General features: G+C 49.9%; 26 protein-coding genes and 1 tRNA gene. 23 read left to right on the top strand and 4 right to left on the bottom strand.

The window, feature by feature from the left end; genetic code table 11:
- Nucleotides 1-70: 70 nt before the first annotated feature.
- A complete protein-coding gene (locus tag GKG41_RS22310; RefSeq protein ID WP_018213992.1) occupies nucleotides 71-385 on the bottom strand; it encodes a metalloregulator ArsR/SmtB family transcription factor in 315 nt (104 codons plus the stop codon).
- 163 nt (nucleotides 386-548) lie between these two features.
- Here GKG41_RS22310 and GKG41_RS22305 point away from each other — a divergent pair, with 163 nt between their 5' ends.
- From GKG41_RS22305 to GKG41_RS22200, 22 genes are all read left to right on the top strand, one after another.
- Nucleotides 549-983, top strand: a complete 435-nt coding sequence (locus GKG41_RS22305; protein ID WP_020072877.1) for a hypothetical protein — start codon at nucleotides 549-551, stop codon at nucleotides 981-983.
- A gap of 90 nt (nucleotides 984-1073) precedes the next feature.
- Nucleotides 1074-1979 (top strand): conjugal transfer protein TrbL family protein, encoded by a 906-nt coding sequence (locus GKG41_RS22300; protein WP_020072876.1) that lies wholly within the window; start codon nucleotides 1074-1076, stop codon nucleotides 1977-1979.
- Nucleotides 1980-1998: 19 nt separating this feature from the next.
- Nucleotides 1999-2382, top strand: coding sequence for a DUF4406 domain-containing protein (locus tag GKG41_RS22295; RefSeq protein ID WP_020072875.1), 384 nt, complete (start codon nucleotides 1999-2001; stop codon nucleotides 2380-2382).
- Nucleotides 2382-4646 (top strand): DNA cytosine methyltransferase, encoded by a 2265-nt coding sequence (locus GKG41_RS22290; RefSeq protein ID WP_154262717.1) that lies wholly within the window; start codon nucleotides 2382-2384, stop codon nucleotides 4644-4646. Before GKG41_RS22295 ends, GKG41_RS22290 begins: the two co-directional genes overlap by 1 nt.
- The gene (locus GKG41_RS22285) at nucleotides 4622-4879 is read left to right on the top strand and encodes a hypothetical protein (RefSeq protein WP_020072873.1); all 258 of its coding nucleotides are present in this window, start codon (nucleotides 4622-4624) and stop codon (nucleotides 4877-4879) included. Before GKG41_RS22290 ends, GKG41_RS22285 begins: the two co-directional genes overlap by 25 nt.
- A gap of 2 nt (nucleotides 4880-4881) precedes the next feature.
- Nucleotides 4882-5469 (top strand): hypothetical protein, encoded by a 588-nt coding sequence (locus tag GKG41_RS22280; protein ID WP_027103893.1) that lies wholly within the window; start codon nucleotides 4882-4884, stop codon nucleotides 5467-5469.
- A gap of 85 nt (nucleotides 5470-5554) precedes the next feature.
- Nucleotides 5555-7387, top strand: coding sequence for a DUF87 domain-containing protein (locus GKG41_RS22275; RefSeq protein ID WP_154262715.1), 1833 nt, complete (start codon nucleotides 5555-5557; stop codon nucleotides 7385-7387).
- Complete coding sequence (locus GKG41_RS22270; RefSeq protein ID WP_154262707.1) at nucleotides 7387-7887, top strand: hypothetical protein; 501 nt, start codon at nucleotides 7387-7389, stop codon at nucleotides 7885-7887. Before GKG41_RS22275 ends, GKG41_RS22270 begins: the two co-directional genes overlap by 1 nt.
- 13 nt (nucleotides 7888-7900) lie before the next feature.
- The gene (locus GKG41_RS22265; RefSeq protein WP_154262705.1) at nucleotides 7901-8938 is read left to right on the top strand and encodes an amidoligase family protein; all 1038 of its coding nucleotides are present in this window, start codon (nucleotides 7901-7903) and stop codon (nucleotides 8936-8938) included.
- A gap of 10 nt (nucleotides 8939-8948) precedes the next feature.
- A complete protein-coding gene (locus GKG41_RS22260; protein ID WP_089981189.1) occupies nucleotides 8949-9446 on the top strand; it encodes a gamma-glutamylcyclotransferase family protein in 498 nt (165 codons plus the stop codon).
- A gap of 70 nt (nucleotides 9447-9516) precedes the next feature.
- The gene (locus GKG41_RS22255) at nucleotides 9517-10959 is read left to right on the top strand and encodes a peptidoglycan DD-metalloendopeptidase family protein (protein ID WP_347563385.1); all 1443 of its coding nucleotides are present in this window, start codon (nucleotides 9517-9519) and stop codon (nucleotides 10957-10959) included.
- Nucleotides 10960-11033: 74 nt separating this feature from the next.
- Complete coding sequence (locus GKG41_RS22250; RefSeq protein ID WP_154262693.1) at nucleotides 11034-11384, top strand: DUF6103 family protein; 351 nt, start codon at nucleotides 11034-11036, stop codon at nucleotides 11382-11384.
- Between the two features lie 30 nt (nucleotides 11385-11414).
- Nucleotides 11415-12296 (top strand): ParM/StbA family protein, encoded by an 882-nt coding sequence (locus GKG41_RS22245; RefSeq protein WP_020072864.1) that lies wholly within the window; start codon nucleotides 11415-11417, stop codon nucleotides 12294-12296.
- Nucleotides 12297-12300: 4 nt separating this feature from the next.
- Nucleotides 12301-12585: a hypothetical protein gene (locus GKG41_RS22240; RefSeq protein ID WP_027103891.1), complete on the top strand. Its 285-nt coding sequence runs from the start codon at nucleotides 12301-12303 to the stop codon at nucleotides 12583-12585.
- Nucleotides 12586-12687: 102 nt separating this feature from the next.
- Complete coding sequence (locus GKG41_RS22235; RefSeq protein WP_154262690.1) at nucleotides 12688-12867, top strand: DUF6103 family protein; 180 nt, start codon at nucleotides 12688-12690, stop codon at nucleotides 12865-12867.
- Between the two features lie 76 nt (nucleotides 12868-12943).
- Nucleotides 12944-13090 (top strand): hypothetical protein, encoded by a 147-nt coding sequence (locus tag GKG41_RS22230; protein ID WP_154262687.1) that lies wholly within the window; start codon nucleotides 12944-12946, stop codon nucleotides 13088-13090.
- Nucleotides 13077-13277, top strand: a complete 201-nt coding sequence (locus GKG41_RS22225) for a hypothetical protein (protein WP_154262684.1) — start codon at nucleotides 13077-13079, stop codon at nucleotides 13275-13277. Before GKG41_RS22230 ends, GKG41_RS22225 begins: the two co-directional genes overlap by 14 nt.
- 444 nt (nucleotides 13278-13721) lie before the next feature.
- Nucleotides 13722-14138 (top strand): hypothetical protein, encoded by a 417-nt coding sequence (locus GKG41_RS22220; protein WP_020072860.1) that lies wholly within the window; start codon nucleotides 13722-13724, stop codon nucleotides 14136-14138.
- Nucleotides 14138-15322 carry a MobP3 family relaxase gene (gene mobP3 / locus GKG41_RS22215; RefSeq protein ID WP_243141097.1) on the top strand — a complete coding sequence of 395 codons (1185 nt, stop codon included), beginning with the start codon at nucleotides 14138-14140 and terminating at the stop codon, nucleotides 15320-15322. Before GKG41_RS22220 ends, mobP3 begins: the two co-directional genes overlap by 1 nt.
- Nucleotides 15323-16019: 697 nt before the next feature.
- Nucleotides 16020-16373: a type II toxin-antitoxin system PemK/MazF family toxin gene (locus tag GKG41_RS22210; RefSeq protein ID WP_154262728.1), complete on the top strand. Its 354-nt coding sequence runs from the start codon at nucleotides 16020-16022 to the stop codon at nucleotides 16371-16373.
- Between the two features lie 17 nt (nucleotides 16374-16390).
- Nucleotides 16391-16609: a helix-turn-helix domain-containing protein gene (locus tag GKG41_RS22205; protein WP_154262681.1), complete on the top strand. Its 219-nt coding sequence runs from the start codon at nucleotides 16391-16393 to the stop codon at nucleotides 16607-16609.
- A 148-nt stretch (nucleotides 16610-16757) separates the two neighbouring features.
- Entirely contained in the window at nucleotides 16758-18005 is a 1248-nt protein-coding gene (locus tag GKG41_RS22200) for a site-specific integrase (protein ID WP_089981225.1), read from the top strand.
- 162 nt (nucleotides 18006-18167) lie between these two features.
- Here the strand turns inward: GKG41_RS22200 and GKG41_RS22195 are convergent.
- Nucleotides 18168-18258 (bottom strand) — tRNA-Ser (locus GKG41_RS22195).
- A gap of 389 nt (nucleotides 18259-18647) precedes the next feature.
- Here GKG41_RS22195 and GKG41_RS22190 point away from each other — a divergent pair.
- Nucleotides 18648-19343: an anaerobic ribonucleoside-triphosphate reductase activating protein gene (locus tag GKG41_RS22190; RefSeq protein ID WP_154262678.1), complete on the top strand. Its 696-nt coding sequence runs from the start codon at nucleotides 18648-18650 to the stop codon at nucleotides 19341-19343.
- Here the strand turns inward: GKG41_RS22190 and GKG41_RS23950 are convergent.
- Nucleotides 19302-20324, bottom strand: coding sequence for a DUF6128 domain-containing protein (locus tag GKG41_RS23950; RefSeq protein ID WP_154262667.1), 1023 nt, complete (start codon nucleotides 20322-20324; stop codon nucleotides 19302-19304). The two genes, GKG41_RS22190 and GKG41_RS23950, sit on opposite strands and share 42 nt — an antisense overlap.
- Before the next feature lie 83 nt (nucleotides 20325-20407).
- Nucleotides 20408-21109, bottom strand: coding sequence for a carboxypeptidase-like regulatory domain-containing protein (locus tag GKG41_RS22180; protein WP_154262664.1), 702 nt, complete (start codon nucleotides 21107-21109; stop codon nucleotides 20408-20410).
- Nucleotides 21110-21320: the final 211 nt, after the last annotated feature.

Here is a 21320-nt window from a genome sequence, read left to right as displayed (position 1 = left end):
AATTCAATAGTCATATCAAAAAAACTTGATATGTTGTGCCGAATAAAAGCCATCTTCCATCAGATGGCCGTTATTGATTGCAACAACGAGTATCTTCAGCGGTTGCATTGGGGGTGGTAATTGCTTTTAACAGGAGCATGGCCTCGTGGCTGCCCTGTTCACTGATTTTATAATGTGTCCATTTGCCTTCCTGTCTGCTTTCGACAATACCCGATTCACATAAAATCTTCATGTGATAGGACAAGGAGGACTGACCGATTTCCATTTGATCAATGAGCACGCAGGCGCATTTTTCACCGCTGCGCAGCAGTTCCAAAATGGCAAGCCGCTTTTCATCGCAAAATGCCTTAAATACATTAGCGTTCTTCTCCGGAGTAAGCTCCAACGTTTATCACCTCACATCAAATTATCTTGATATGATATAGTATATGCTTCACATCAAAAAATGTCAATATGAAAGGAAGCGCTGTTTATGAAAATTAAAATCCGTTCACCGACCTAATGCAAGGATACTCTGGACAATTCTCGGAATGTAGGAGGAACAGTATATGACTACATTTGAAAAAGAACTGCGAAAGCTCTTCGACCATGATGCGATTTTTTCCGATACAAGGTTTGTCGGAAGAACTTGCTACGGAAAAATCAGTGATAGTCTCCGCATCCGTGCAGAATTTGTCACCTTAGGACATGCCAATCATTACGAAGCACTCAAAGTATCGCTTATCAACCGGAACGAAGGTGTAGTAGACAGTACCCTCCTTCGTTTTCAGGAAATTCTGGGAACAAAACCAGTAAACAATCCGAACTTTAAGGAAGGAGTCAGCCCGCACTTATGGGTGTATCAAGGCAAGCTGGAATGGTATGCCTATCAGCCAACCCCCGCAGATTTTGAAAAGCTCGCTGACGCTGTAGGCAATTACCTGGAGGTTTTTCAGGAACCTACCCAGGATATGTCCAATGGTATGACGCAAACCATGGCGTGACAATGATTTTGTAGAATGCAAGATGGACGAACATACCGCAAGTAAAACTGCGGTATGTTTTTAATATTTCTTGAGGGAGGTGAACCTCAAATGTTCATATGGGACTTTGTCCTTGGAACCGTGATGGATCAGATCATCGAATGGCTCTACGGACAGGTGGTCGGCTTTCTTGCCGACTTTTTTGCACAGATGGGAAACATGGGTGTGGAGTTGTTCTCCATGGAATGGGTACAGTCCATCGTATTGTTTTTTTCTTATCTGGCTTGGGCGCTGTACGGAACCGGACTTGTAGTCTCGGTATTTGAAACCGGCATTGAATACCAGCACGGCCGTGGCAGCATAAAGGACACCGCCTTAAACGCCCTCAAAGGTTTTATGGCGGTGTCTCTTTTTACAATCCTGCCGGTGGAGCTGTTCAAGCTGTCGGTTAATCTCCAGAGCAGCCTCACGGCGGGAATCACCGGCTATGGCACCAGCTTCAGCGACCTCGCCGGAAACATTATTGCAGAGCTTCGCGCTTCGCCGGACATCGGCGGCGCCATGGGTTCCGGTATCTTTGGAGGGATATCCGCTATTACAAGCCCTATCATGATGCTCTTTATGATTATCATGATGGGATATGCCGTGATTAAAGTGTTCTTTTCTAACTTAAAACGGGGAGGTATCTTGCTGATCCAGATTGCTGTGGGCAGCTTGTATATGTTCTCTGTTCCCCGTGGTTACATTGACGGATTTATCCAATGGTGCAAGCAGATTATCGGTCTGTGCCTGACAACCTTTTTGCAGGCGACCATCCTTGCCGCGGGGCTTATGGTTCTGAGAACCCATGCCTTGCTGGGGCTTGGACTGATGTTGTCCGCCGGTGAAGTGCCGAGAATTGCCGGGGCCTTTGGCCTGGATACCAGCACAAAGGCAAATCTGATGTCTGCCGTTTATACCGCACAGGCCGCTGTGAATACCACTCGAACCGTGGTACAGGCGGTAGCGCCGAAATAACTTTAGAAAGGAAAAGCCTATGAAATTAATTTATGTGGCGTCCCCTTATGCCGGGGACGTTGAAAGAAATACGGAATTTGCCAAGAAAGCGTGTCGCCATGTGATGAATGAGGGGCACGCTTTTTTTGCGCCCCACTTGCTGTATCCCGCAATTCTGGATGAACATCAACCAAAGCAGCGTCAGCTTGGACTGGATATGGGGCTGGCCATGCTATCCCGCTGCGACGAGCTGTGGTGCTACGGCGATCATATTTCACCGGGGATGTATCTCGAAATTGAGGAAGCGTCCAGACTTGGAATTCCGATACGCCGGGTAATGGAACAGGAAATCGGCTTCGCTGTAGGCAAAGTAAAAAACAGCGCACCGGTCAAGGCTCCTGCACAGACTATGGAGATGGTCTGATGCTGACCATGGGGAGCCTTTTCGATGGGATCGGAGGCTTCCCGCTGGCAGCGATACGCAACGGCATCACTCCTTTATGGGCAAGCGAGATTGAAGCCTTTCCCATCGAAGTAACAAAAATCCGATTTCCCGAAATGCACCATGTCGGCGATATCACAAAGCTGAACGGAGCGAAGCTCCCGCCTGTGGATGTCATCTGCGGCGGCTCACCCTGTCAGGATTTATCGGTTGCCGGGCAGCGTGCCGGACTTGCAGGAGAACGTTCAGGTTTATTTATGGAGCAAACACGGATCACGAAGGAGATGAGAAACGCCGATGGACAACGAAACGTACCAGCTCACCTTATTCGACCTCGATACCTCGTTTGGGAAAACGTCCCAGGAGCCTTCAGTTCCGCAGGCGGCGAGGACTTCCGTGCGGTCATCGAGGAGATTGTCCGCATTAAGTACAGTACCTGTGATGTGCCTCGACCTGACTCCGGGCGCTGGGAATCTGCTGGGGCTGTCATTTTGGGAAATGAATTCAGCTTGGCTTGGCGCGTCTTGGACGCTCAATTCTGGGGAGTCGCCCAGCGCCGCCGTCGTATCTTCCTTGTCGCAGATTTTGGAGGAACAACCGCACCCGAAATATTATTTAAGCAAGACAGCCTGTTTGGGGATACTGCGGAGAGCCGAAGCCAGAGGCAAGGAACTTCCTCCTCAGCTAAAAGAGGCTCTGATGATTCAGGCGGGTCTTGCCTGACGCCATGGGATGTGCAGAGCCGCCGCATTTTCGAGGAAACAGGGATATGGCCTGCTCTCTATGGCGGTGAAGGCGGCGGGCATGGGTATATACGGACAGAAGGAAAATCAACCATAGCCTTTGCTGCCAACCAGCGTGACGAGGTTCGGGATCTGCACGATGTGGCCGGAGCATTGGGTTCACAACCCGGCATGAAACAGCAGACATTCGTCACAAAACCTCTGATCTGCCTGAACGACCATGGCGGCGAACGAATGGATCTTACCGAGGAAGTGACACCCACGCTCCGCGCAGGTATGGGAGGGCATCCTCCTCTCGTATCCCAAGCAAGCTGTTTGAATGGTTGGGATACCCAAAGCCGTGTCTTTATGCCGGAGGGCATGGCTCTCACTCTTGCAGGAGCAGACGGCGGCGGTGGCAGAAACCCAGCGGAACTTGTGCTTGCGGCAGGAGTGGTCAGCAAAGGTAACGGGGACTGCTTTCTCACACCGGAGGTACACACATCTATTACCGGCGGCGGAGGGCAGGCAGGGCAAGGATATCCCTGTGTGCTTACCGCAGGATTCTGCGGCAATGCCGGCGCCGAAGCCAGAGGGATCGGCTATCAGGCAGAGTGTTCTCCTACCATTAAAACGGGCACAGCTCCATCGGTGTTTTGTCTTAACGACCAAGGCGGTAGCCAGATGCACTGCACCAAGGACATCACAGGTACGCTTCGGGCGCAAGAACACGGGCATCAGCCACTTATCATGGCTACCCAGCAAGGTGGCGCTGAAATTGGTGGAGGCATTTGCCCGACTATTCCATCAGCCGCAGGAACCTCCGGCAATAACCAGCCGGTACTGTTTGACAATCACGCAAAGGATTGCAGATACACAGGACCGTTGGAAGTAGCCCCTACCGTAACATCAACCTATGGTACCGGCGGCAACAATGTTCCCCTTGTAGGTGATCCTGTTGCGCAGGAAACCATCTGCATTGCAGGCAATACTATTGACCGGGAGCCTGAAAACGGCGGCAACGGACTCGGCTGTCAGGCGGATATCAGTTACACCATTACGACATCTGACCGCCATGCGGTATTCAGCCGCCAGCGAAGCGATAAATTTTCCGAAAACCATGTGATTGCTACGCAAAGTGCAAGACAGCATAAGGATGCGACCGATCTCGTTTGTCAGCCCGAAATATTCGGTCAATCGCAATATGGCAACTATGCAGAAGGCTGTGCTACCCTGTGTGCCCAAGGCGGTAACAATGGAGGCGGAAGTGAGAATCTTGTAAAAGGAAATGGTCGCAAGCTCATTCGCAGGCTCACTCCCTTGGAATGCGAACGGCTCCAAGGCTTCCCGGACGGCTGGACGCTGATACCGGGAACATCGGACAGCGCCCGTTATAAGGCGCTTGGCAATAGTGTGGCGATACCATGTGTGGATTTTGTCCTCCGCGGTATCGCCTATTTTTTGCGAAAATTCTATGAGGAACAGGAGGAATCGTCTTCATGTACATCTACCCCGACAACTTAAAATCAAAAGCTACCTTGTGGCTGTGGGAATTACGTGACATCGGCATCATAGGAATCGGTTGCCTGATTTCTGTCTTTGCTCTTTCCCAGCTCGGCTGGCTGCCCCCCATCGTGTTGACTGCACTCTATGCTTTTTTATCCATTCGTTTAGAGGATGTGAGTATTCTCGATTTTATCCGCTATGCCGCCGCTTTCTTTTTCGGAAAGCAGCAGACCTATGAATGGAGGGCGTGAATGTGAACAGAAAAAAGAAACAGGAGACACGGAAAAAAGCTTCCACCCGTCAACTCATGGGTATCGATGACATCACAGGCCACAGCCTTGTGACTCCCCACGGCGAGCTGGTATTTTTCATGATAAAACCCACCAACATCAGCGTTCTGTCCGATTCCAGCATCGGGGCAAGGATTTATGCCCTTATGAATGTGCTCAAGGGCATTTCGGATATTGAAATACTGTGCCTAAACAGCCGGGAAAACTTCGAGGACAACAAAGGCTATCTGAAAGCCAGGATGGACACCGAGCAGAATCCTGTCATCCGCAAACTGCTGGCACAGGATATGATTTCCCTTGACCGTATGCAAGTGCAGATGGCAACAGCGCGGGAATTTTTAATCATCATCCGTCTGCGGGGCGAAAAAGAAAAAGATGTCCAGCCCTACCTTTCCCGCATCGAAAAGAGCCTCAAGGATCAGGGCTTCACTGCGCGCAGAGCCGGTGAAACTGATATCAAGCGCCTGCTCGGAGTCTATTATGAGCAAAATGTTACTACCGAACTATATGAGGATTACGATGGGGAACGCTGGATCATTCTCGGCGAGTAAATAAAATTCAATCAACGGCCGTAGGGGGATCCCTTACGCCTCAAAAGTATAGAACCTCCTACGGTAGAACAGGAGGTATTTTTTTATGCCTAAAGTCAGAAAAACAAAGGCTGATCTGTCAACTGCGGAACCTAAAATTAAGGATTTCCTTGATATGATTGCGCCGGGCATTATCAAATTCAACACCGACCACTTCATCTGCGGGAACACCTACCGATGCGTTTGGGCGCTTCGGGAGTACCCCACCGCCACCGAGGAACAGGCCATCTTCCGTCATCTTGGAGAAAAGGACGGTGTAACTCTGCGAATCTATACCAGACAGGTAACAGCAGCGGAGGAAAAGAAAATCATCCACAATGCAGCCAACAAAAACCGTATGGATAAAAGCAATACCAACGACATCCGGCAGACAGTCACCGCCGAAAGCAATCTGCAGGATGTGGTCACGCTGGTATCATCCATGCACCGAAACCGTGAACCGCTCCTGCATTGCGCTGTTTTCATTGAGCTTACAGCGCATGATTTGGATGCACTGAAGCTTCTGCAGACCGATGTTCTGACCGAATTGGTTCGCTCAAAGCTCAATGTGGACCGGCTTATCCTTCGCCAGAGAGAGGGTTTTCTCGCAGTGGGTCCCGCAGGACGAAATGTGTTTGGCAGTCAGTTTGAGCGTGTTCTGCCGGCAAGCTCGGTAGCGAACCTTTATCCTTTCAACTACAGCGGCAAGACCGATCCTTGCGGCTTCTATCTTGGCAGAGATAAGTTCGGCTCGAATATCATCGCGGATTTTGACAAGCGCGATGATGATAAAACCAACGCCAATGTCTTAATTCTCGGCAACTCCGGCCAGGGTAAAAGCTACCTTCTCAAACTCATCCTCTGCAACATCCTTGAATCGGGAAAGGCCGTACTGTGCCTTGACCCTGAGCACGAATATGTGGAACTGGCTGAAAATCTCGGCGGCTGTTTCATCGACCTCATGTCAGGCCGGTATCTCATTAATCCTTTGGAACCAAAGACCTGGGACGAAGGCGGCAGTCCGGAGGATGCCGATGCGCCTCAGGCATTCCGTCAATCCACCAAGCTCAGTCAGCACATCAGCTTTCTCAAGGATTTTTTTCGGTGCTATAAGGATTTTTCAGACCGTCATATCGACGCCATTGAAATCATGCTGGGCAAGCTGTACGAAAAATTCGGCATCAGCGACCGTACCGATTTTCGAACTCTGACAGCCGCAGACTATCCCATTCTGTCCGACCTTTATGCCTTTATTGAGGACGAGTTCCGCAGCTATGACAAAACCGAATATCAACTCTACCCGCCGGAACTGCTGCAGGAAATTCTGCTGGGGCTCCACTCCATGTGCATGGGTGCAGAGAGCCAATTCTTCAACGGCCACACCAATGTGACCTCCGACCGCTTTATTGTGTTCGGGGTAAAAGGCTTGCTTCAAGCCAGCCGGAACGTGAAAAACGCCCTGCTGTTCAACGTGCTGTCCTTTATGAGTGACAAGCTGCTGACGGAGGGCAATACTGCCGCATCGATTGATGAGCTGTATCTGTTCCTGACCAACCTGACTGCGATTGAGTATATCCGAAATTTCATGAAACGTGTGCGAAAGAAAGATTCGGCGGTGATTCTGGCATCTCAGAATCTGGAGGACTTCAATATCGAGGGCATCCGGGAGCTGACCAAGCCGCTGTTTTCTATCCCGACTCACGCTTTTCTCTTCAATGCGGGCAATATCGATAAACAGTTTTACATCGACTCCCTGCAGCTCGAAGAAAGCGAATTCAACCTTATCCGTTACCCGCAGCGCGGTGTCTGCCTCTACAAATGCGGCATCGAAAGGTATAACCTTGCGGTTCACGCTCCTTCTCACAAGGAAAAGCTGTTTGGAAAGGCAGGCGGAAGATAATGAAGAAGGGAGAAAAAATCATGGATAAGCTTCAAAATAAAAAAGAAAACAAGGTGGGTATTCTCGAAGATATGCTGTCCTTTATTCGCTACACTCCAAACCGGGAAGCGGATATTCTGGCTTTTATGGAGAAATACCAGAAGGCGGACCATGAGGAACGCCCCGTCATACTGGAGCATCTGCGATGCTGCATGGACGGGAAGGAATACCCCAATCCTTATGCCGGCAGCTATCATTATACGCCGGAGGATGTGTCCCTGATGGGAAATATCCTGGATGAATACATTGACGACCTCATAGCAGCCGTGGGAGATCCTGCCGCTATTTCCGAATGTGTGCGGGATACGGTTCTGAAAATCAATGCGTTGAATGAGGAATGCGGAGGTTACCTGATTGACACATGGCGAAGGGAACGGCTCTGCAGTTTTATCAATTCCGCAGCGGAAACAGCGGGGCTTGCACAGGAAAAAGACCTTACGCTGCAGCACAGGATGTGGTAAAGGCGGTGGGTAAATGGAGATACAGGCTCAGGATTTCGGCATTGAAATTGAAATGACCGGGATAACAAGAAGCCGTGCTGCCGAAGTAATTGCCGAATATTTTGGAACCAGCAAGGAATATGAGGGCGGTTATTACGATGCCTATTATGCCTGTGACAGCCAGCGGCGCAAATGGAAAGTCATGAGCGACGGCAGCATTGACTGCCAAAAGAGAGACGGACGCAGGAAAATCAGTGCCGACAGGAATTACAGTGTGGAGCTGGTAAGCCCAATTTGCCAGTACCGGGATATCGAAACCGTGCAGGAACTGATCCGCAAGCTCCGGGAAGCCGGGGCTTTTGTAAATCCCTCCTGCGGCATTCATATTCACATCAATGCCGCTCCTTTTAACGCTCCGAAGCTCCGCAATCTGGTCAACATCATGGCGGCGAAAGAGGATATGATTTATAGGGCGCTACAGGTTTCCCGCGGTAGAGAAACCAGCTACTGTCAAAAGATTGATCCCCTGTTCTTGGAACGAATCAACCGTCAGAAACCCTCTACCATGGAACAGCTGAAACGAATCTGGTACAATGGCGGTGATGGCAGCCGGGAGCATTACCACCACAGCCGCTACCACTGCCTCAATCTTCACAGCGTGTTCCAGAAAGGCACGGTGGAATTCCGCGCTTTCAATGGCAATCTTCACGCCGGAAAAATCAAGGCATATATCCAATTCTGCCTTGCCATTACCGCTCAGGCGCTCAACCAACGGTCGGCAAGTCCCGCCAAAACTCAATCTACCAATGAGAAATACACCTTCCGTGTGTGGCTTTTGCGTCTCGGCATGATCGGGGAAGAGTTTAAAACAGCCAGAAAGCATCTGCTGGATCATCTGGAGGGCTGCATTGCGTGGAAAGACCCGGCCCAGGCGGAAAAGCAAAAAGAACGGCTGCGACAAAAGCGTGAAGCAGAGAGAGCTCAGACGACGGCGCCGCCGGAACAAGCTGTACCGGAAACTATGATGGAAGCGGAGGATGAACAGTTCCCCGCTTTTACTATGTCAATGTAAAGGAGCTATTATGAAAAATAAACTGTATATTGCCTATGGCAGCAACCTCAATCTGACGCAAATGGCGAAACGATGCCCTACTGCCAAGGTGCTTGGGGCATCTGAGATAAAGGATTATGCCCTTGTGTTTCGAGGCGGAAGGCATGGAGCTGTGGCTACCATCGAGCCTTGCGAGGGCGCTTCTGTTCCTGTTTTGCTGTGGGAAATCACTTCGAAAGATGAAGCTGCCCTCGATGTTTACGAAGGCTTCCCCAGATTCTACGGTAAAGAAACCATGGAACTGACACTGGACGGCAAAACGGTTTCGGCAATGGTTTATGTGATGTCGCCGGGGCATCGTCTGGGGTATCCCTCCGACTATTACTACAATACCATCCGTGAAGGCTATAAAACCGCTGGGTTTGACACCGCTATTCTGGAGCAGGCCATCGATTACACCGAGCAGCTCATGGAAAGCGAACCGGAACAGCAGAACCTGTTCGGTTTCGGTGACCTGAAATGGTGGTGACGGCATGGCTGATCCCGCTACCATTACGGCTGCAGCCAAGGCCGCCGCTGCCGTACTCTCGGATGAACGCATAAGAAAAACCATCGGCTGGACTATCGCCGCCATCCTGTCACCGCTCATCTTAATGATTGTGCTGATCTGCTCTCTGCTCTCCGGAACGGCAAATCACAACAACATGGCCGTGGAGCTGTGTTTTCATGGCGGTGCAATTCCGGGAAGTATGCCTGCGGATTACAGGGAGTACATCGGAGATATGCGAAACAGTTTCACATTGATCGATAGCGCCATATCCACCGTGAATGCACAGATGGAGGACGGCGACAGCCTTGACGCTTACCGTGTCAAGGCCATTTTTTATTCCCTGTTCTTCGGCGCGGAGTCCCCCTCCCGGCTGGAATACCGGAAATATGTGGACTGCTTTGTAACCTATGAGGAACGCACCCGCACCGTGGAAAACGAGGATGGCACCACATCGGAAGAAACCTACACTGTCGCCGTTCCCATTACCTCTCTGCCTGCTATCTACAACAACATCAGGACACTCTTCGGAGAAGCCATCACCTATGAAGATCAAGCCAACGCTTCGGAAATCTATTACCGTGCCTTATACGGTACAGCGGCGCCCATCGAGAGTGACGATTCCGCTATGTGGGAGGACTGGATACCGGATCAGCTTGACGGCTTCTTTTCCGATTTGCCTGCCGGTGAAACGGGTGTTGAAGCAGTTCGCCTTGGACTTTCCCGCCTTGGCGATCCCTACTCTCAGGAGAAACGGGGGCAGGGAAGCTATACTGACTGCAGCTATCTGGTGCAGTGGGTGTACAAAAAGTTGGGGATAAACCTCCCCGGCACCGCTGCGGCACAGGGCAAATACTGCGTGGACAATGGGTTGACGATTTCCAAATCAAGCCTTGCTCCCGGCGATTTGGTGTTCTGGAGCCACAAGCCCAACGGCCGTTTCATGAACATTACGCATGTGGGAATCTATGCCGGAGACGGTAAGGTGGTGGACGCATCTTCCTCCAAAGGGCGGGTTGTTTACCGGGATTTGTTCGATTCCGACAAACAGGTTTTATATGCCAGACCTTATGCCGAAACGAAAAAAGCCTCTGCCGACGGCTTTATTTCACCTCTGGGCAAAGGATGGCGAGCGATGGTAACTTCTGAATTCGGAGGCAGAACAGACCCGCTCACCGGGAAGTGGGTGGGACATTCCGGTCTTGATCTTGGTGCTGCCAAAGGTACTTCCATCCGCTCTGCAAAAGCGGGAACGGTGAAAACCGTGGTTTATGGAAGCACCGGCTACGGCTATTATCTGACCATTGACCACGGAAATGGCATGGTCACTTTATACGGGCACTGCTCACAAATTCTCGTCCGGGAGGGGCAGACAGTCAAGGCCGGAGAAACCATTGCCAAGGTGGGTTCCACCGGGCGAAGCACCGGAAACCATCTGCATTTTGAAGTACGGATAAACGGCTCGGCGAAAAATCCGAGAAACTATCTGCCGTAAACGTGTTCTTCACAAGACCTGTCACCTTGACTGTGGCAGGTCTGCCAATCTTTCCATGAATGGAGGAAATCTGTATGAGCACAACCGAACTGAAATTATCCTTCCCTACGGAGAAGCTGGAGGCGCTCCGCTTCTTCATGGACAAAAAGGAGCTTACCATCGAACAGGAGCTTCAGAATTATCTGGACAAAACCTATGAAAAGGCGGTTCCGGCCCAAGTACGGGAATATGTGGAGAGTCGCATGGAGCAGGCTCCCGCATCGCAGGAAACACAGGCGACCCCCGCAGCCAGAGAACGCCCTGCGAGTCAGAACCGCCGCCAGAGGGAACAGGCTCCCGCAGAGCCGCAGACAGCCGCCCATCAGCCCGACGCACCTGCGGAGGACTCTCTGCAGGAAACGCATGGCATGAGCATGAGTATGTAACAGCAGAAAAAGAACAAGGAGGTGTCGGCTATGATCAAGCTTGGCATAGACAACGGAAACTACAATACCAAATCCTCGGAGGGGATGCTTTACGCCTCCGGCTTCGCGGTCAGCGACCGGGAATTCATTACGCCGGAGCTGCAGCTCTATTATGAAGGCAACTATTACGCCATCGGGGAACGCCGTCTGCGCTTTCAGCAGGATAAAACCAGAGAGCAGGATACCTTTATTCTCACCCTGCCGGCCATTGCCGAGGCCATGAAGCGTTCCGGAGTGGCCAACGCGGATATTATGCTGGGGGTGGGGCTTCCCATTGACAGCTATGGCACGCAGAAGGAAGCGTTTCGGCGATATTTTTTGCGGGAAAATGTATCCTTTGTGTTCGAAGGAGCAGCCTACCGCTGTCGCATTGCAGACTGTAAGGTGTTCGCTCAGGGACATGCGGCTCTGTGCCGGTACTATCCCCGTCTGCAGGAATATCGCAGCATTACCCTCGTTGACATCGGCGGATACACGGTGGATGTTCTCACCGTCCACAATTTCAGGCTGGACAGGGCAAGCTGCGCCAGTCTGCGGATGGGCACGATCATTCTTTACAGCCGCATTCAGGATGCCCTGCAGAAAAGCGGCATTCTTCTTTCGGATGTGCTGATCACCGATGCTATTCGGGGCAAAATCCAGCATACTGACCGCAGGAAAATCGAAGAAGCTGTGGAGCAGGAGGTGTCCGCCTACTGCAAGGAGCTGCTGAACGCACTGCGGGAACGGGGCTTGGATTTAAGGCTTCCTACCGTGTTCGTGGGTGGCGGTGCGGAGCTTTTGGAATCCCGGCTGTGCGGGGATGGACTCAATACCGTGGCTGTACTGAACCGGTTTGCCAATGCGGACGGGTACAAGCTCCTGCTGGGGTAAGCCTATGAGGAAGCGATACTATCTGTCCTTTGACATGGACGATCCCAGGCACCGGGAGGCCGAGCGTCTGTTTTCGCAACAGGCCAACCGCCAGCGCACCGACTTTGTGGTGTCCAGTATTCTTGCCGCCGCACAAACAGAACGGCTGGAGCAGCTGGTTCGGCAAGCTGTTCGGGAAGAACTTCAAAACCTCCGGCTGGCGGAAGTCCCGCAGACACTGACGCCGGATACGGCTGTTCAGCTGAAGGAACTGCCCGGCAGCCTGATTCACGCACTGGAGGAATTGTAACCATGTTGGCTCACTTTTCCTGAATGCTTCTATCAGAACACAGGCTGTCTGCACCAACATGGCTCACTTTCTGCTCGAAATCAACCAAAGGAGTGGAATTTTATGAAAAGGGAAAATATTTCTGTTCCGTTCAATACAGAGAAACTGGAGGCTCTCCGGCAGTACCGGACAGGCGAACAATTACAGGAGGAACTGGAGTCTGTGCTTCAGGCTCTCTATGAAAAGCATGTTCCCACTGATGTACGGGAACGCATTGAAGCAGCAGGCAGCGGCGGTGTGTAAAAAATGTGCACCGTCCTTTTTTCTCTCTGAGGTTCGCGCTGCGAGCCTTGGAAAATTCGGCAATGGAGGAATCTGAATGAAAGAAAATTCGATGGAACAGGCAACTGGTCCGTTTCTGATCGCAGGCAGCCGGAAACTGACGGACAGCGATATCACCTTTTCCGATGAAATCATGGAAACGGATGGTATTCGGAACCCATGTGGAAACGGTGGAGAACAATGACTGGATCAATGTCTATGCCAATTATGACATCGGCCAAGGGCAGGTATGCGATACGCTGGACATCGTCCTGAATCGCGGGGACGGCTCCTGCCAAGAACTGGTCTACCAGCTGGACGATCAGGAAAGAGAAATCCTGCTGAAAAAAATGCAGGACTACTGCATACATCAGGAAGGGCTGACGCTGTAGGATTACGGCCTCCGTCTGCAGGAGGAACCGGAGCCGCTGACGAGCCAGACAGCCCAACAGATGTGACGTGCCCGTGTTGCCGCCCGTGTGCCCCTGTGTGGGCTTATTCAGCGATAGGTGGCATATTTCCCCGCCAAGCCAAGTAAAACCGATTGTGGGGGCTTTGTGCGGAGATGCCCGACTATCGCCATTCGGTCACAATATGCGTTGCCCTTGCACCGTCCTTGGGTCTAAAAAAGAGCAGGATAAAGGCGGGTGGTCGCAAGCGCCCTCCCGCCGCTCACTTCGCCCAGCAGTGCTGGGCGTTTTTTGCCACTGCCCATGAGGTGGTCGGATTGCGGATTTGTCACGGTCAGAGTGGTCGAAATTGAAGAAAAAGCAGATAACAAAAGGGATTTGGACGGTCACCCCACAGGTGTACATCCATGAAACGGAGGCTTGTATATGAAAAACAATAAGGAACGGACAGCAGTCTGGCTGTATCCCGAAACCATGGAACGGCTGGACGGCTGGCTAAGCAAGGACAACTGCAAAAGCCGCAGCGAATTTATTGAAAAGGCACTTAGCTTTTACATGGGATACCTTGGAACAGAGGATATCTCCTCTTATCTTTCCAAGGCATTGCTTGCCTCGATACAAGGCACATTGCAAAAAACTGAAAACCGGGTGGCAAATAATCTATTCCGGCTTTCGGTGGAAATCAGCATGATGATGCATCTGCTTGCGGTTACGCTGGAGATTACCGATGAGGAATTGCACCGGCTTCGTGGCCGATGCGTTGCCGAAGTCAAACGAACCAAAGGTAAAATCCGGCTGGAGGATGCAGTGGATTTCCAGAACAGTCCGGATGATGAAGAATAATGGCCCGTATCATTCTCAAATGTCCCTATCTTAAGGGCGGGGAAAAGACCTCAGCCCATCTGAATAATCTCGTAAAATATATTGCCACCCGCGATGGTGTAGAAAAGATGGAAAGCGGTCATAAGCTTTGGCGGTCCACCAAGAAGCAAAAAGCTCTGATTGCACAGATCCTCCGGGAGTTTCCCGATACCAAGGATTTATTTGAATATGCAGACTACTGTGAAAATCCCAACCGGGGAAACGCTACAGAATTCATCACCATCGCGCTGGAACAGAACCTTGATAGAATCAGCGGCCGGGAAAAATACCTGGACTACATCGCAAACCGCCCCCGCGTCGAGAAGCTTGATCGCCACGGTCTGTTCACGGCCGGTGACGAGCCGCTGATCTTAATGCAGATTGCTGACGAGGTATCTTGTCATACCGGAAATGTGTGGACGCCCATTATTTCTCTGCGGCGGGAGGATGCGGCAAGGCTGGGATACGACAATGCTCTTGCATGGAAGGCTCTCCTTTCGGAAAAGGCAATGGAGCTTGCGGAGAATTTGAAAATCCATCCCGACCACCTCAGATGGTATGCCGCCTTTCACAACGAATCCCATCATCCCCATGTCCACATGATCTGCTATAGCACCGATCCAAGAGAGGGCTACCTTACGAAACAAGGAATCAAAAAAATGAAGTCCTCACTGGCAAAGGAGATTTTTCGCCAGGAGCTTATTCCGCTCTACAGAGAAAAGACCCAGCACCGGGATATCCTGAAGGAACAGGCTGCCGAATCCATGCGGGAACTGATCCCTCAAATGGAAAACGGTGTTTTGCAAAACGACCGCATGGAACATCTGTTCATATACCTGGCGGAGAAGCTTCAAACTGTCGGCGGCAAAAAGCAGTATGGCTATCTCAAGGCAGATCTTAAAAACGTGGTGGATGAAATTGTGGATGAGCTTGCCAAGGACAGTCGAGTTGCTGAAGCCTATCGCTTGTGGTGGGAAGCCAAAGGCAGGATCGAATCCATCTACGCAGAAACTCCATCGGAACCTCCGCCCCTTTCCCGCTGCAATGATTTCAAGCCTATCCGCAACATGGTCATTCAGGAAGCTCTGCTGATTGGCAGCATGACATTTGAGGAAAAGGAGGTTCCCATGAGTTACTTTAGAACTGGAAAAAGAGACAGGCATTAAACAGCAGACCATTAGCTATCGGGAACGTCAGATTCGGATGAAACTCAAAAAAATGATGAAGAAGTAAAAATTCTTTTTGTAGACCCCCTCACGAAACTGGATTAGTAGTGAGGGGTTTCTTTATTCCCTCAAGGGTACTTTGAAAATTTCATATCCGATGATCTGAATACGTTAGCTGACGGCTCCCAAAAGGAACAGCGACTCCGGAGGATGCGCCAAGACCACCTGTAGGATGGTGATGAGAACAAGATGAATCAGCTTTTTCTTTCTGTTCATTACGTTTCTCTTCCCAGACTATCAAAGACGGCCCAATAAGGTGCAGAGCGGTACCCATCCGACCGGGAAACAGGCTGTGGCGGCCTGTATCGCAATGACCCCGTCAGCCTATCATGATACTTCTGTCCAGTCACAGCCCCCACATATGGGGATCACGCAATGAGGGCAGCCGGCAGAGATCCTGGCGGGGGTGAAATTCCCATGATGCGGTAAAGCCAGCCGCAGTTCAGACCATTGCCTTTTGTGCTTGGGGAGTAGTGTCGAATTAAGCACCGTTATCACTAAAAACAACTTAATGTCAGAAGCAATGGGATCGCCCTGTTTTCAGCTGCTCTCACAGTGAAGCAACTACCCAAGGGCGATCCTATTTTTGTGCCATTAAGAATTTCAAAGGAGGATCGCAATTTTGAGAGATTATAAAATGAACATACAACGTGGGGATATTTTCTATGCCGATTTAAGTCCCGTTGTGGGCTCCGAACAGGGCGGAATCCGTCCGGTACTTATCCTGCAGAACAATGTAGGAAATCGCTACAGTCCTACGGTGATTGTTTGCGCAATTACCGGAAAAACAGAAAAAAACAATATTCCTACACATGTTCACATAGGTACAACCAGCGGCTGCTCCAAAGAGTCTTTTGCTCTTTTAGAGCAGATACGCACCATTGACCGCATACGCCTTAGAGAAAAGATTGGCACTCTTTCCGGTCATGAAATGAAAAAAATCAATCAGGCACTTTCCATCAGCGTTGGGCTTGACCCGGCGTTTTTTTAATGAAAGGGGATGTCATTATGAACGACAAAGTCACAATGTTTGAAAAGTACCCCGATGTAGTCGAGGTCAATCAATTAAGAGAAATGCTTGGCGGCATCAGCCGTAAGCTGGCCTATAAACTGCTGGCGGAAAAGGAGATACATAGTGTTCGCGTTGGACGAACCTATAAGATTCCGAAAGCATGTGTTATTGAATATCTGCTGGGTGAAGAAATGTGCCATATCAAGCTCGGCTGATCCGGATTTTTGTCTACCATTGACAATAAGGCGTAGAAAAATCATGTGGATGATTTCCGCATAAAGTAATAGCTATCTTAAGCTTTCTGTGGTATTGTGGTGCTGTCAATGGTAGGCAAATACGCTGTTATTTCGAAGGAGGATAGCAATGATAACAGGATGCCTACAGCAAAAAAATAATACTTATTACGCTGTCCTTTATACAAAAGTGGACGGCAAAAGAAAGACAAAGTGGATTCCCACCGGATTGCCGGTAGAGGGAACCAGCGAAAGAAAAGCCAAAAAAGCCTTTGACCAAATCCGTTTGGAATATGAACGGGAGCAGGAGGAAAAGGAGCGTCGGGCAGCGGAAGAACGAGCCCGAGAATTGATCGAGGAGAAAAGGAACCCGCAGGCGGATGTTCCCTTTATGGATTACCTTCAAAAATGGCTGATTCAAGCAAAACCCACCATATCCAAGACCACGTTTAAAGGCTACCGCACCATGCTGGACAGCCGAATCAGCCGGTACTTTAAAGAACTGAACATCACCTTAGCGGAAGTTACGCCGCAGCATATTCAGGATTTTCATCAATCCATTTTTGATGAAGGGTATACGGCAAATACGGTGATTCACTATCATGCGGTGCTTCGCAGGGCGCTGCAGAACGCTGTCAAAAAGGGAATTATCAGCAGCAATCCTGCCGACAGGGTGGACAGGCCGAAAAAGAATGTGTATCAGGCACAGTTTTATTCGGCGGAAGAAATGATGGCTTTGTTCGATGCGGTAGCGGATGATCCCTTGGAAGTCTGCGTAAAACTGGCCGCTTACTATGGCCTGCGGAGAAGTGAAGTCCTTGGTCTGAAATGGGATGCGATCAACCTTGAACAAAAGACCATCTCCATCAAGCACAAGGTCATTGAGGACACGGTCGATGGCAAAGCAGTGGCTGTCGGCGAGGATGTGCTCAAAACCAAATCCAGCTTCCGAACCCTTCCGCTGCTGCCATCCGTTGAAAAAATTCTGTGGGCGGAAAAAGAGAAGCAGGAAATGTACCGCAGAATGTTCAAGCGTTCTTACTGCCGGGACTATCTGGATTATATCTGCGTCGACCAAACCGGAAAGCTGATGCGTCCCAACTATGTAACGGAGCATTTTAGCTGGATACTCGAAAAAAACAACCTGAAGAAAATCAGGTTCCACGATTTAAGGCATTCATGCGCCAGCTTACTGCTCGCAAACGGGATATCCATGAAGCAAATCCAGATATGGCTTGGGCACAGCACGTTCTCGACCACGGCGGATATTTACTCGCATCTGGACTTTCATGCGCAGATCGAATCCGGACTGGTTATGGATGGCATGTTTGAAAAATCCAAGCGGGAAGAACCTATCGCACTTGAAATGGCTGAGTGATTTTCTACGGACTGCTGAGTCGAAACACGGCAAAGCCTTGTAAAATAAGGATTTTATAAGCATCCGTTTTCTACAAAAGCAGAAAAATGCCCTCGAAAGAGGGCGTAGAAAAGAACCAAAAAAGGAAGAGCCTGTTGCGGGCATTGACCGCAAACAGGCTCATGGCGGAGGCGGTGAGATTCGAACTCACGTGCCGATTGCTCGACAACCTGATTTCGAGTCAGGCTCGTTATGACCACTTCGATACGCCTCCATATTCTATTTTAATACACCGAGCCTTTCGAAAAAGTCAAGGCAAAGTGTAGAAAAACCGTAGAAATCGGTAAAAAGCTAAATTTTCAAAATCCCGCAAACCCGCGAAAACTCAAGGGTTTCCCGCATTTTCAAAGCAACTGACCGAGTGGATTTCGAGTCAAGCTCGTTATGGCCACTTCGATACGTCTCCATAATAAATGAGAGTGATGTTCCATTAGTAGTATAAAGCTTGTCCGGGATTCCGTCAATATTTACTTGCTGTTCTTTTGCCAAAGTTCCTCTGTCTTAAGCTGAATTTCTTGAGTTCTTGCAGATTCCGGGTATTTTTACTATAATATTCATAGTAGAAGTCTGCATTCATGCATGATATGGAAAAGGAGAACAATTATGGCAATCCACGGACTGAATAAAACCACTTTATTAGACTACCCCGGGAAGGTGGCAGCTACTATATTCCTGGGGAACTGCAATTTCCGGTGTCCTTTCTGCCACAACAGCGGTCTGGTGCTGTCAGCCGATGACCAGCCCGTTATTCCCACAGAACAGGTCCTATCCTTTTTGAAAAAACGAAAAGGGATTTTAGATGGTGTCTGCATTACCGGGGGAGAACCTACCATAGACAAGGAATTAATTTCCCTGATTTATGAGATCCACGATCTGGGATATCCCGTAAAACTGGATACTAATGGTTCCCATCCCTGGATCCTAAAGAAGCTGGTCCAGAATCACCTTATTGATATGGTTGCCATGGATATAAAAACAGCTCAGGAATCCTATGACAAAGTATCCGGGATTCCCGGGCTGAATCTGAAGCCTATTCTGGAGTCTGTAGATTTTCTTATGACAGGTGCAATCCCCTATGAATTTCGGACTACGGTAGTCCGGGAGCTTCATAGTGAAAATGATTTCCGCTCCATAGGACAGTGGATTGCCGGATGTGACGCCTATTATCTCCAGTCCTATAAAGACTCACCAGAGGTGATACGGCCAGGCTTTACAAGCTATTCGCTTCAGGAACTGGAGAACTTCCGCAGGATTCTGTCAGAAACCATCCCCCTGGTAGAGATCCGGGGTGTCGATTAAGCGATACCAATAGCCGAACTGCCCCATTTGGGAAGCAGCGTCTTCTTCCTCTGAAGGCCTTGCGGCCTTAAAATTAGGAAATCCAAACATCACGGCCATGAACTTTTCCTGATGATCATAGATTCCCGGCACTCCCAATATGTATTGTTTTGATTCCTTTTCCCTGGCAAACAGCAGATGGTGATAATTGTAATATCCATGCAGAAGGAAATTATTGTTAGCCAATGCCTGATCCCGTCTGCTGATACGTTCCAGATCCCTGGGGATTATTTTGTAACACTCCATCATATCCTGGTCGCAAAATGGATTGAATGCTTCTTTTTCCTCTTTTAATTGGCGGATATCTTCTATCTGCTGTATTTCTTCTATGGTTAATTCAGGGACGCTGTCTCCTGTCTCCTGGGGGCCGGCTTCCGATGCCGTTTCATTTACTTCTGCAACAGGGGGCTGCTCCGGCTCCTGAGATGCCGGAACACCTTCCGACTCCTTTATCTCTTCCTGAACCTCTTCCTTCCGTGGTTCCTGGGGACTTTCATTTACCGGAGGTACTTCTCCCTCTCCCCGGTTCTCCTGTGTAGGTTCCTCCTTATCCATCCACGAGAAGGAGAACTCCTGTATACGTATAGGCACATCATCCCATTCCGTTCCATACATTTTCTGGCCTTCTCCCAGAAGGATAATGCCTCCCAGATCCCCAAGCTTATATTTTGTGTTTCCTATCTGCTCCTCGCTGGTCTGGACTCTGCATTCCAGCTTATCCCCTCTGGGGGCGCAGCTCCCTAAAAATATGGCGCGGCACTCTTTACCCTCTCTTGCATAAGCATAAATGCTGCACTTATCCTGTCCCTGAATGCCTGTAAGATGAAAGTCCATTTTGCACACGCTGTTTCTGGCTTCAACTTTGATAAATCCTCTATTGCTTCCCTTTTGCTCCTGCATATACTCATACACATAAGCAATAAAACGTTTATATTCTGACACAGCTTCCCTCCATAATTTGTTTCTATTCCATAATATATATGCCGCAAAAGACAAAATAGAACTATCTATGCCAACTTTGCCACCTAATCCGGTGCCTCATCGTCATCCGGGAGAATAAGTCTGGAGGGATCCGCCCGTTTGCTGCCTGGTACTACAATGGTTCCATCTGAGAGAAATGTATTTCCCGCAGGTGTTGTTACACTATTTTCCTGTGCGTAAAAAGTGCCGTGGGGAGTCCTTATCCTGCCGCCTCTGGTAGCATAAGAGTATTGGTCGGGACTGATAGATATAGTCTCTTCATCCACCGATATGGCAATCTCCAGATAGCGGATATCCGCGGAAATCCTGAAGCTGTATTCTCCCTCCAGCAGTTCAAAAGACACATCCGGCACTCCATAAACACAGTATATACTAATATTTTGCCGGGCCCGGACGGTACCATCCTCCCTACAAAGGGCAATCTCATAGGTTCCCGACGATAGATCCGTGAATAAAAAGGCTCCCTCAGAATCTGTGACTGTGGTCAGTGACTCTCCCTGAAATGTCAGGATTTGACCTGCTGCCGGCACACCATCCGACTCCCATACCCTGCCTACCAGGTGAAAGTTCTTATCGGAAGGCCCGGTTTCTGCGGACTGCTCCCCGTGGCCTATATCCGGAATCCGCGCATCCGCTGCCCCCCGCCTTCCCTGTACATAGCCAACGGCACCAGAGACACTGACAGCCATACATAGAACTATAATCCATACGCGGGACTTGTTCAGAATGAATGGTCCTTTTCTCATTTGCTTTTCTCCCCCTTTAGATGGTTGATCCAGCTCAACATTGCTCCTCTTCCCCGTGCGGCAGTAAACGCTGGTATTTCAGGCCTGTGCTTCAATAGGTACACCTTTTACATCTGGGGGAAAAGCATTGAAAAACTAAACCCCCATGCCCGCACACTTGGCACCACCATAAATGAAACTATGCAGGCTATAGGGTATTGAACTTGTTAAT

The organism is Lactonifactor sp. BIOML-A5, assembly GCF_009677585.1.
Taxonomy (GTDB): domain Bacteria; phylum Bacillota; class Clostridia; order Lachnospirales; family Lachnospiraceae; genus Lactonifactor.
Note: the sequence above shows the minus strand (reverse complement) of the source record. Positions and strands in the feature narration are given on the sequence as shown.

What these genes read in the sequence shown, in the direction of transcription:
- GKG41_RS22305 (WP_020072877.1), top strand. Translation starts at nt 549, where the DNA reads ATGACTACATTTGAAAAAGAACTGCGAAAGCTCTTCGACCATGATGCG.
- GKG41_RS22300 (WP_020072876.1), top strand. Translation starts at nt 1,074, where the DNA reads ATGTTCATATGGGACTTTGTCCTTGGAACCGTGATGGATCAGATCATC.
- GKG41_RS22295 (WP_020072875.1), top strand. Translation starts at nt 1,999, where the DNA reads ATGAAATTAATTTATGTGGCGTCCCCTTATGCCGGGGACGTTGAAAGA.
- GKG41_RS22290 (WP_154262717.1), top strand. Translation starts at nt 2,382, where the DNA reads ATGCTGACCATGGGGAGCCTTTTCGATGGGATCGGAGGCTTCCCGCTG.
- GKG41_RS22285 (WP_020072873.1), top strand. Translation starts at nt 4,622, where the DNA reads ATGTACATCTACCCCGACAACTTAAAATCAAAAGCTACCTTGTGGCTG.
- GKG41_RS22275 (WP_154262715.1), top strand. Translation starts at nt 5,555, where the DNA reads ATGCCTAAAGTCAGAAAAACAAAGGCTGATCTGTCAACTGCGGAACCT.
- GKG41_RS22270 (WP_154262707.1), top strand. Translation starts at nt 7,387, where the DNA reads ATGAAGAAGGGAGAAAAAATCATGGATAAGCTTCAAAATAAAAAAGAA.
- GKG41_RS22265 (WP_154262705.1), top strand. Translation starts at nt 7,901, where the DNA reads ATGGAGATACAGGCTCAGGATTTCGGCATTGAAATTGAAATGACCGGG.
- GKG41_RS22260 (WP_089981189.1), top strand. Translation starts at nt 8,949, where the DNA reads ATGAAAAATAAACTGTATATTGCCTATGGCAGCAACCTCAATCTGACG.
- GKG41_RS22250 (WP_154262693.1), top strand. Translation starts at nt 11,034, where the DNA reads ATGAGCACAACCGAACTGAAATTATCCTTCCCTACGGAGAAGCTGGAG.
- GKG41_RS22245 (WP_020072864.1), top strand. Translation starts at nt 11,415, where the DNA reads ATGATCAAGCTTGGCATAGACAACGGAAACTACAATACCAAATCCTCG.
- GKG41_RS22240 (WP_027103891.1), top strand. Translation starts at nt 12,301, where the DNA reads ATGAGGAAGCGATACTATCTGTCCTTTGACATGGACGATCCCAGGCAC.
- GKG41_RS22235 (WP_154262690.1), top strand. Translation starts at nt 12,688, where the DNA reads ATGAAAAGGGAAAATATTTCTGTTCCGTTCAATACAGAGAAACTGGAG.
- GKG41_RS22230 (WP_154262687.1), top strand. Translation starts at nt 12,944, where the DNA reads ATGAAAGAAAATTCGATGGAACAGGCAACTGGTCCGTTTCTGATCGCA.
- GKG41_RS22220 (WP_020072860.1), top strand. Translation starts at nt 13,722, where the DNA reads ATGAAAAACAATAAGGAACGGACAGCAGTCTGGCTGTATCCCGAAACC.
- mobP3 (WP_243141097.1), top strand. Translation starts at nt 14,138, where the DNA reads ATGGCCCGTATCATTCTCAAATGTCCCTATCTTAAGGGCGGGGAAAAG.
- GKG41_RS22210 (WP_154262728.1), top strand. Translation starts at nt 16,020, where the DNA reads ATGAACATACAACGTGGGGATATTTTCTATGCCGATTTAAGTCCCGTT.
- GKG41_RS22205 (WP_154262681.1), top strand. Translation starts at nt 16,391, where the DNA reads ATGAACGACAAAGTCACAATGTTTGAAAAGTACCCCGATGTAGTCGAG.
- GKG41_RS22200 (WP_089981225.1), top strand. Translation starts at nt 16,758, where the DNA reads ATGATAACAGGATGCCTACAGCAAAAAAATAATACTTATTACGCTGTC.
- GKG41_RS22190 (WP_154262678.1), top strand. Translation starts at nt 18,648, where the DNA reads ATGGCAATCCACGGACTGAATAAAACCACTTTATTAGACTACCCCGGG.
- GKG41_RS22180 (WP_154262664.1), bottom strand. Translation starts at nt 21,109, where the DNA reads ATGAGAAAAGGACCATTCATTCTGAACAAGTCCCGCGTATGGATTATA.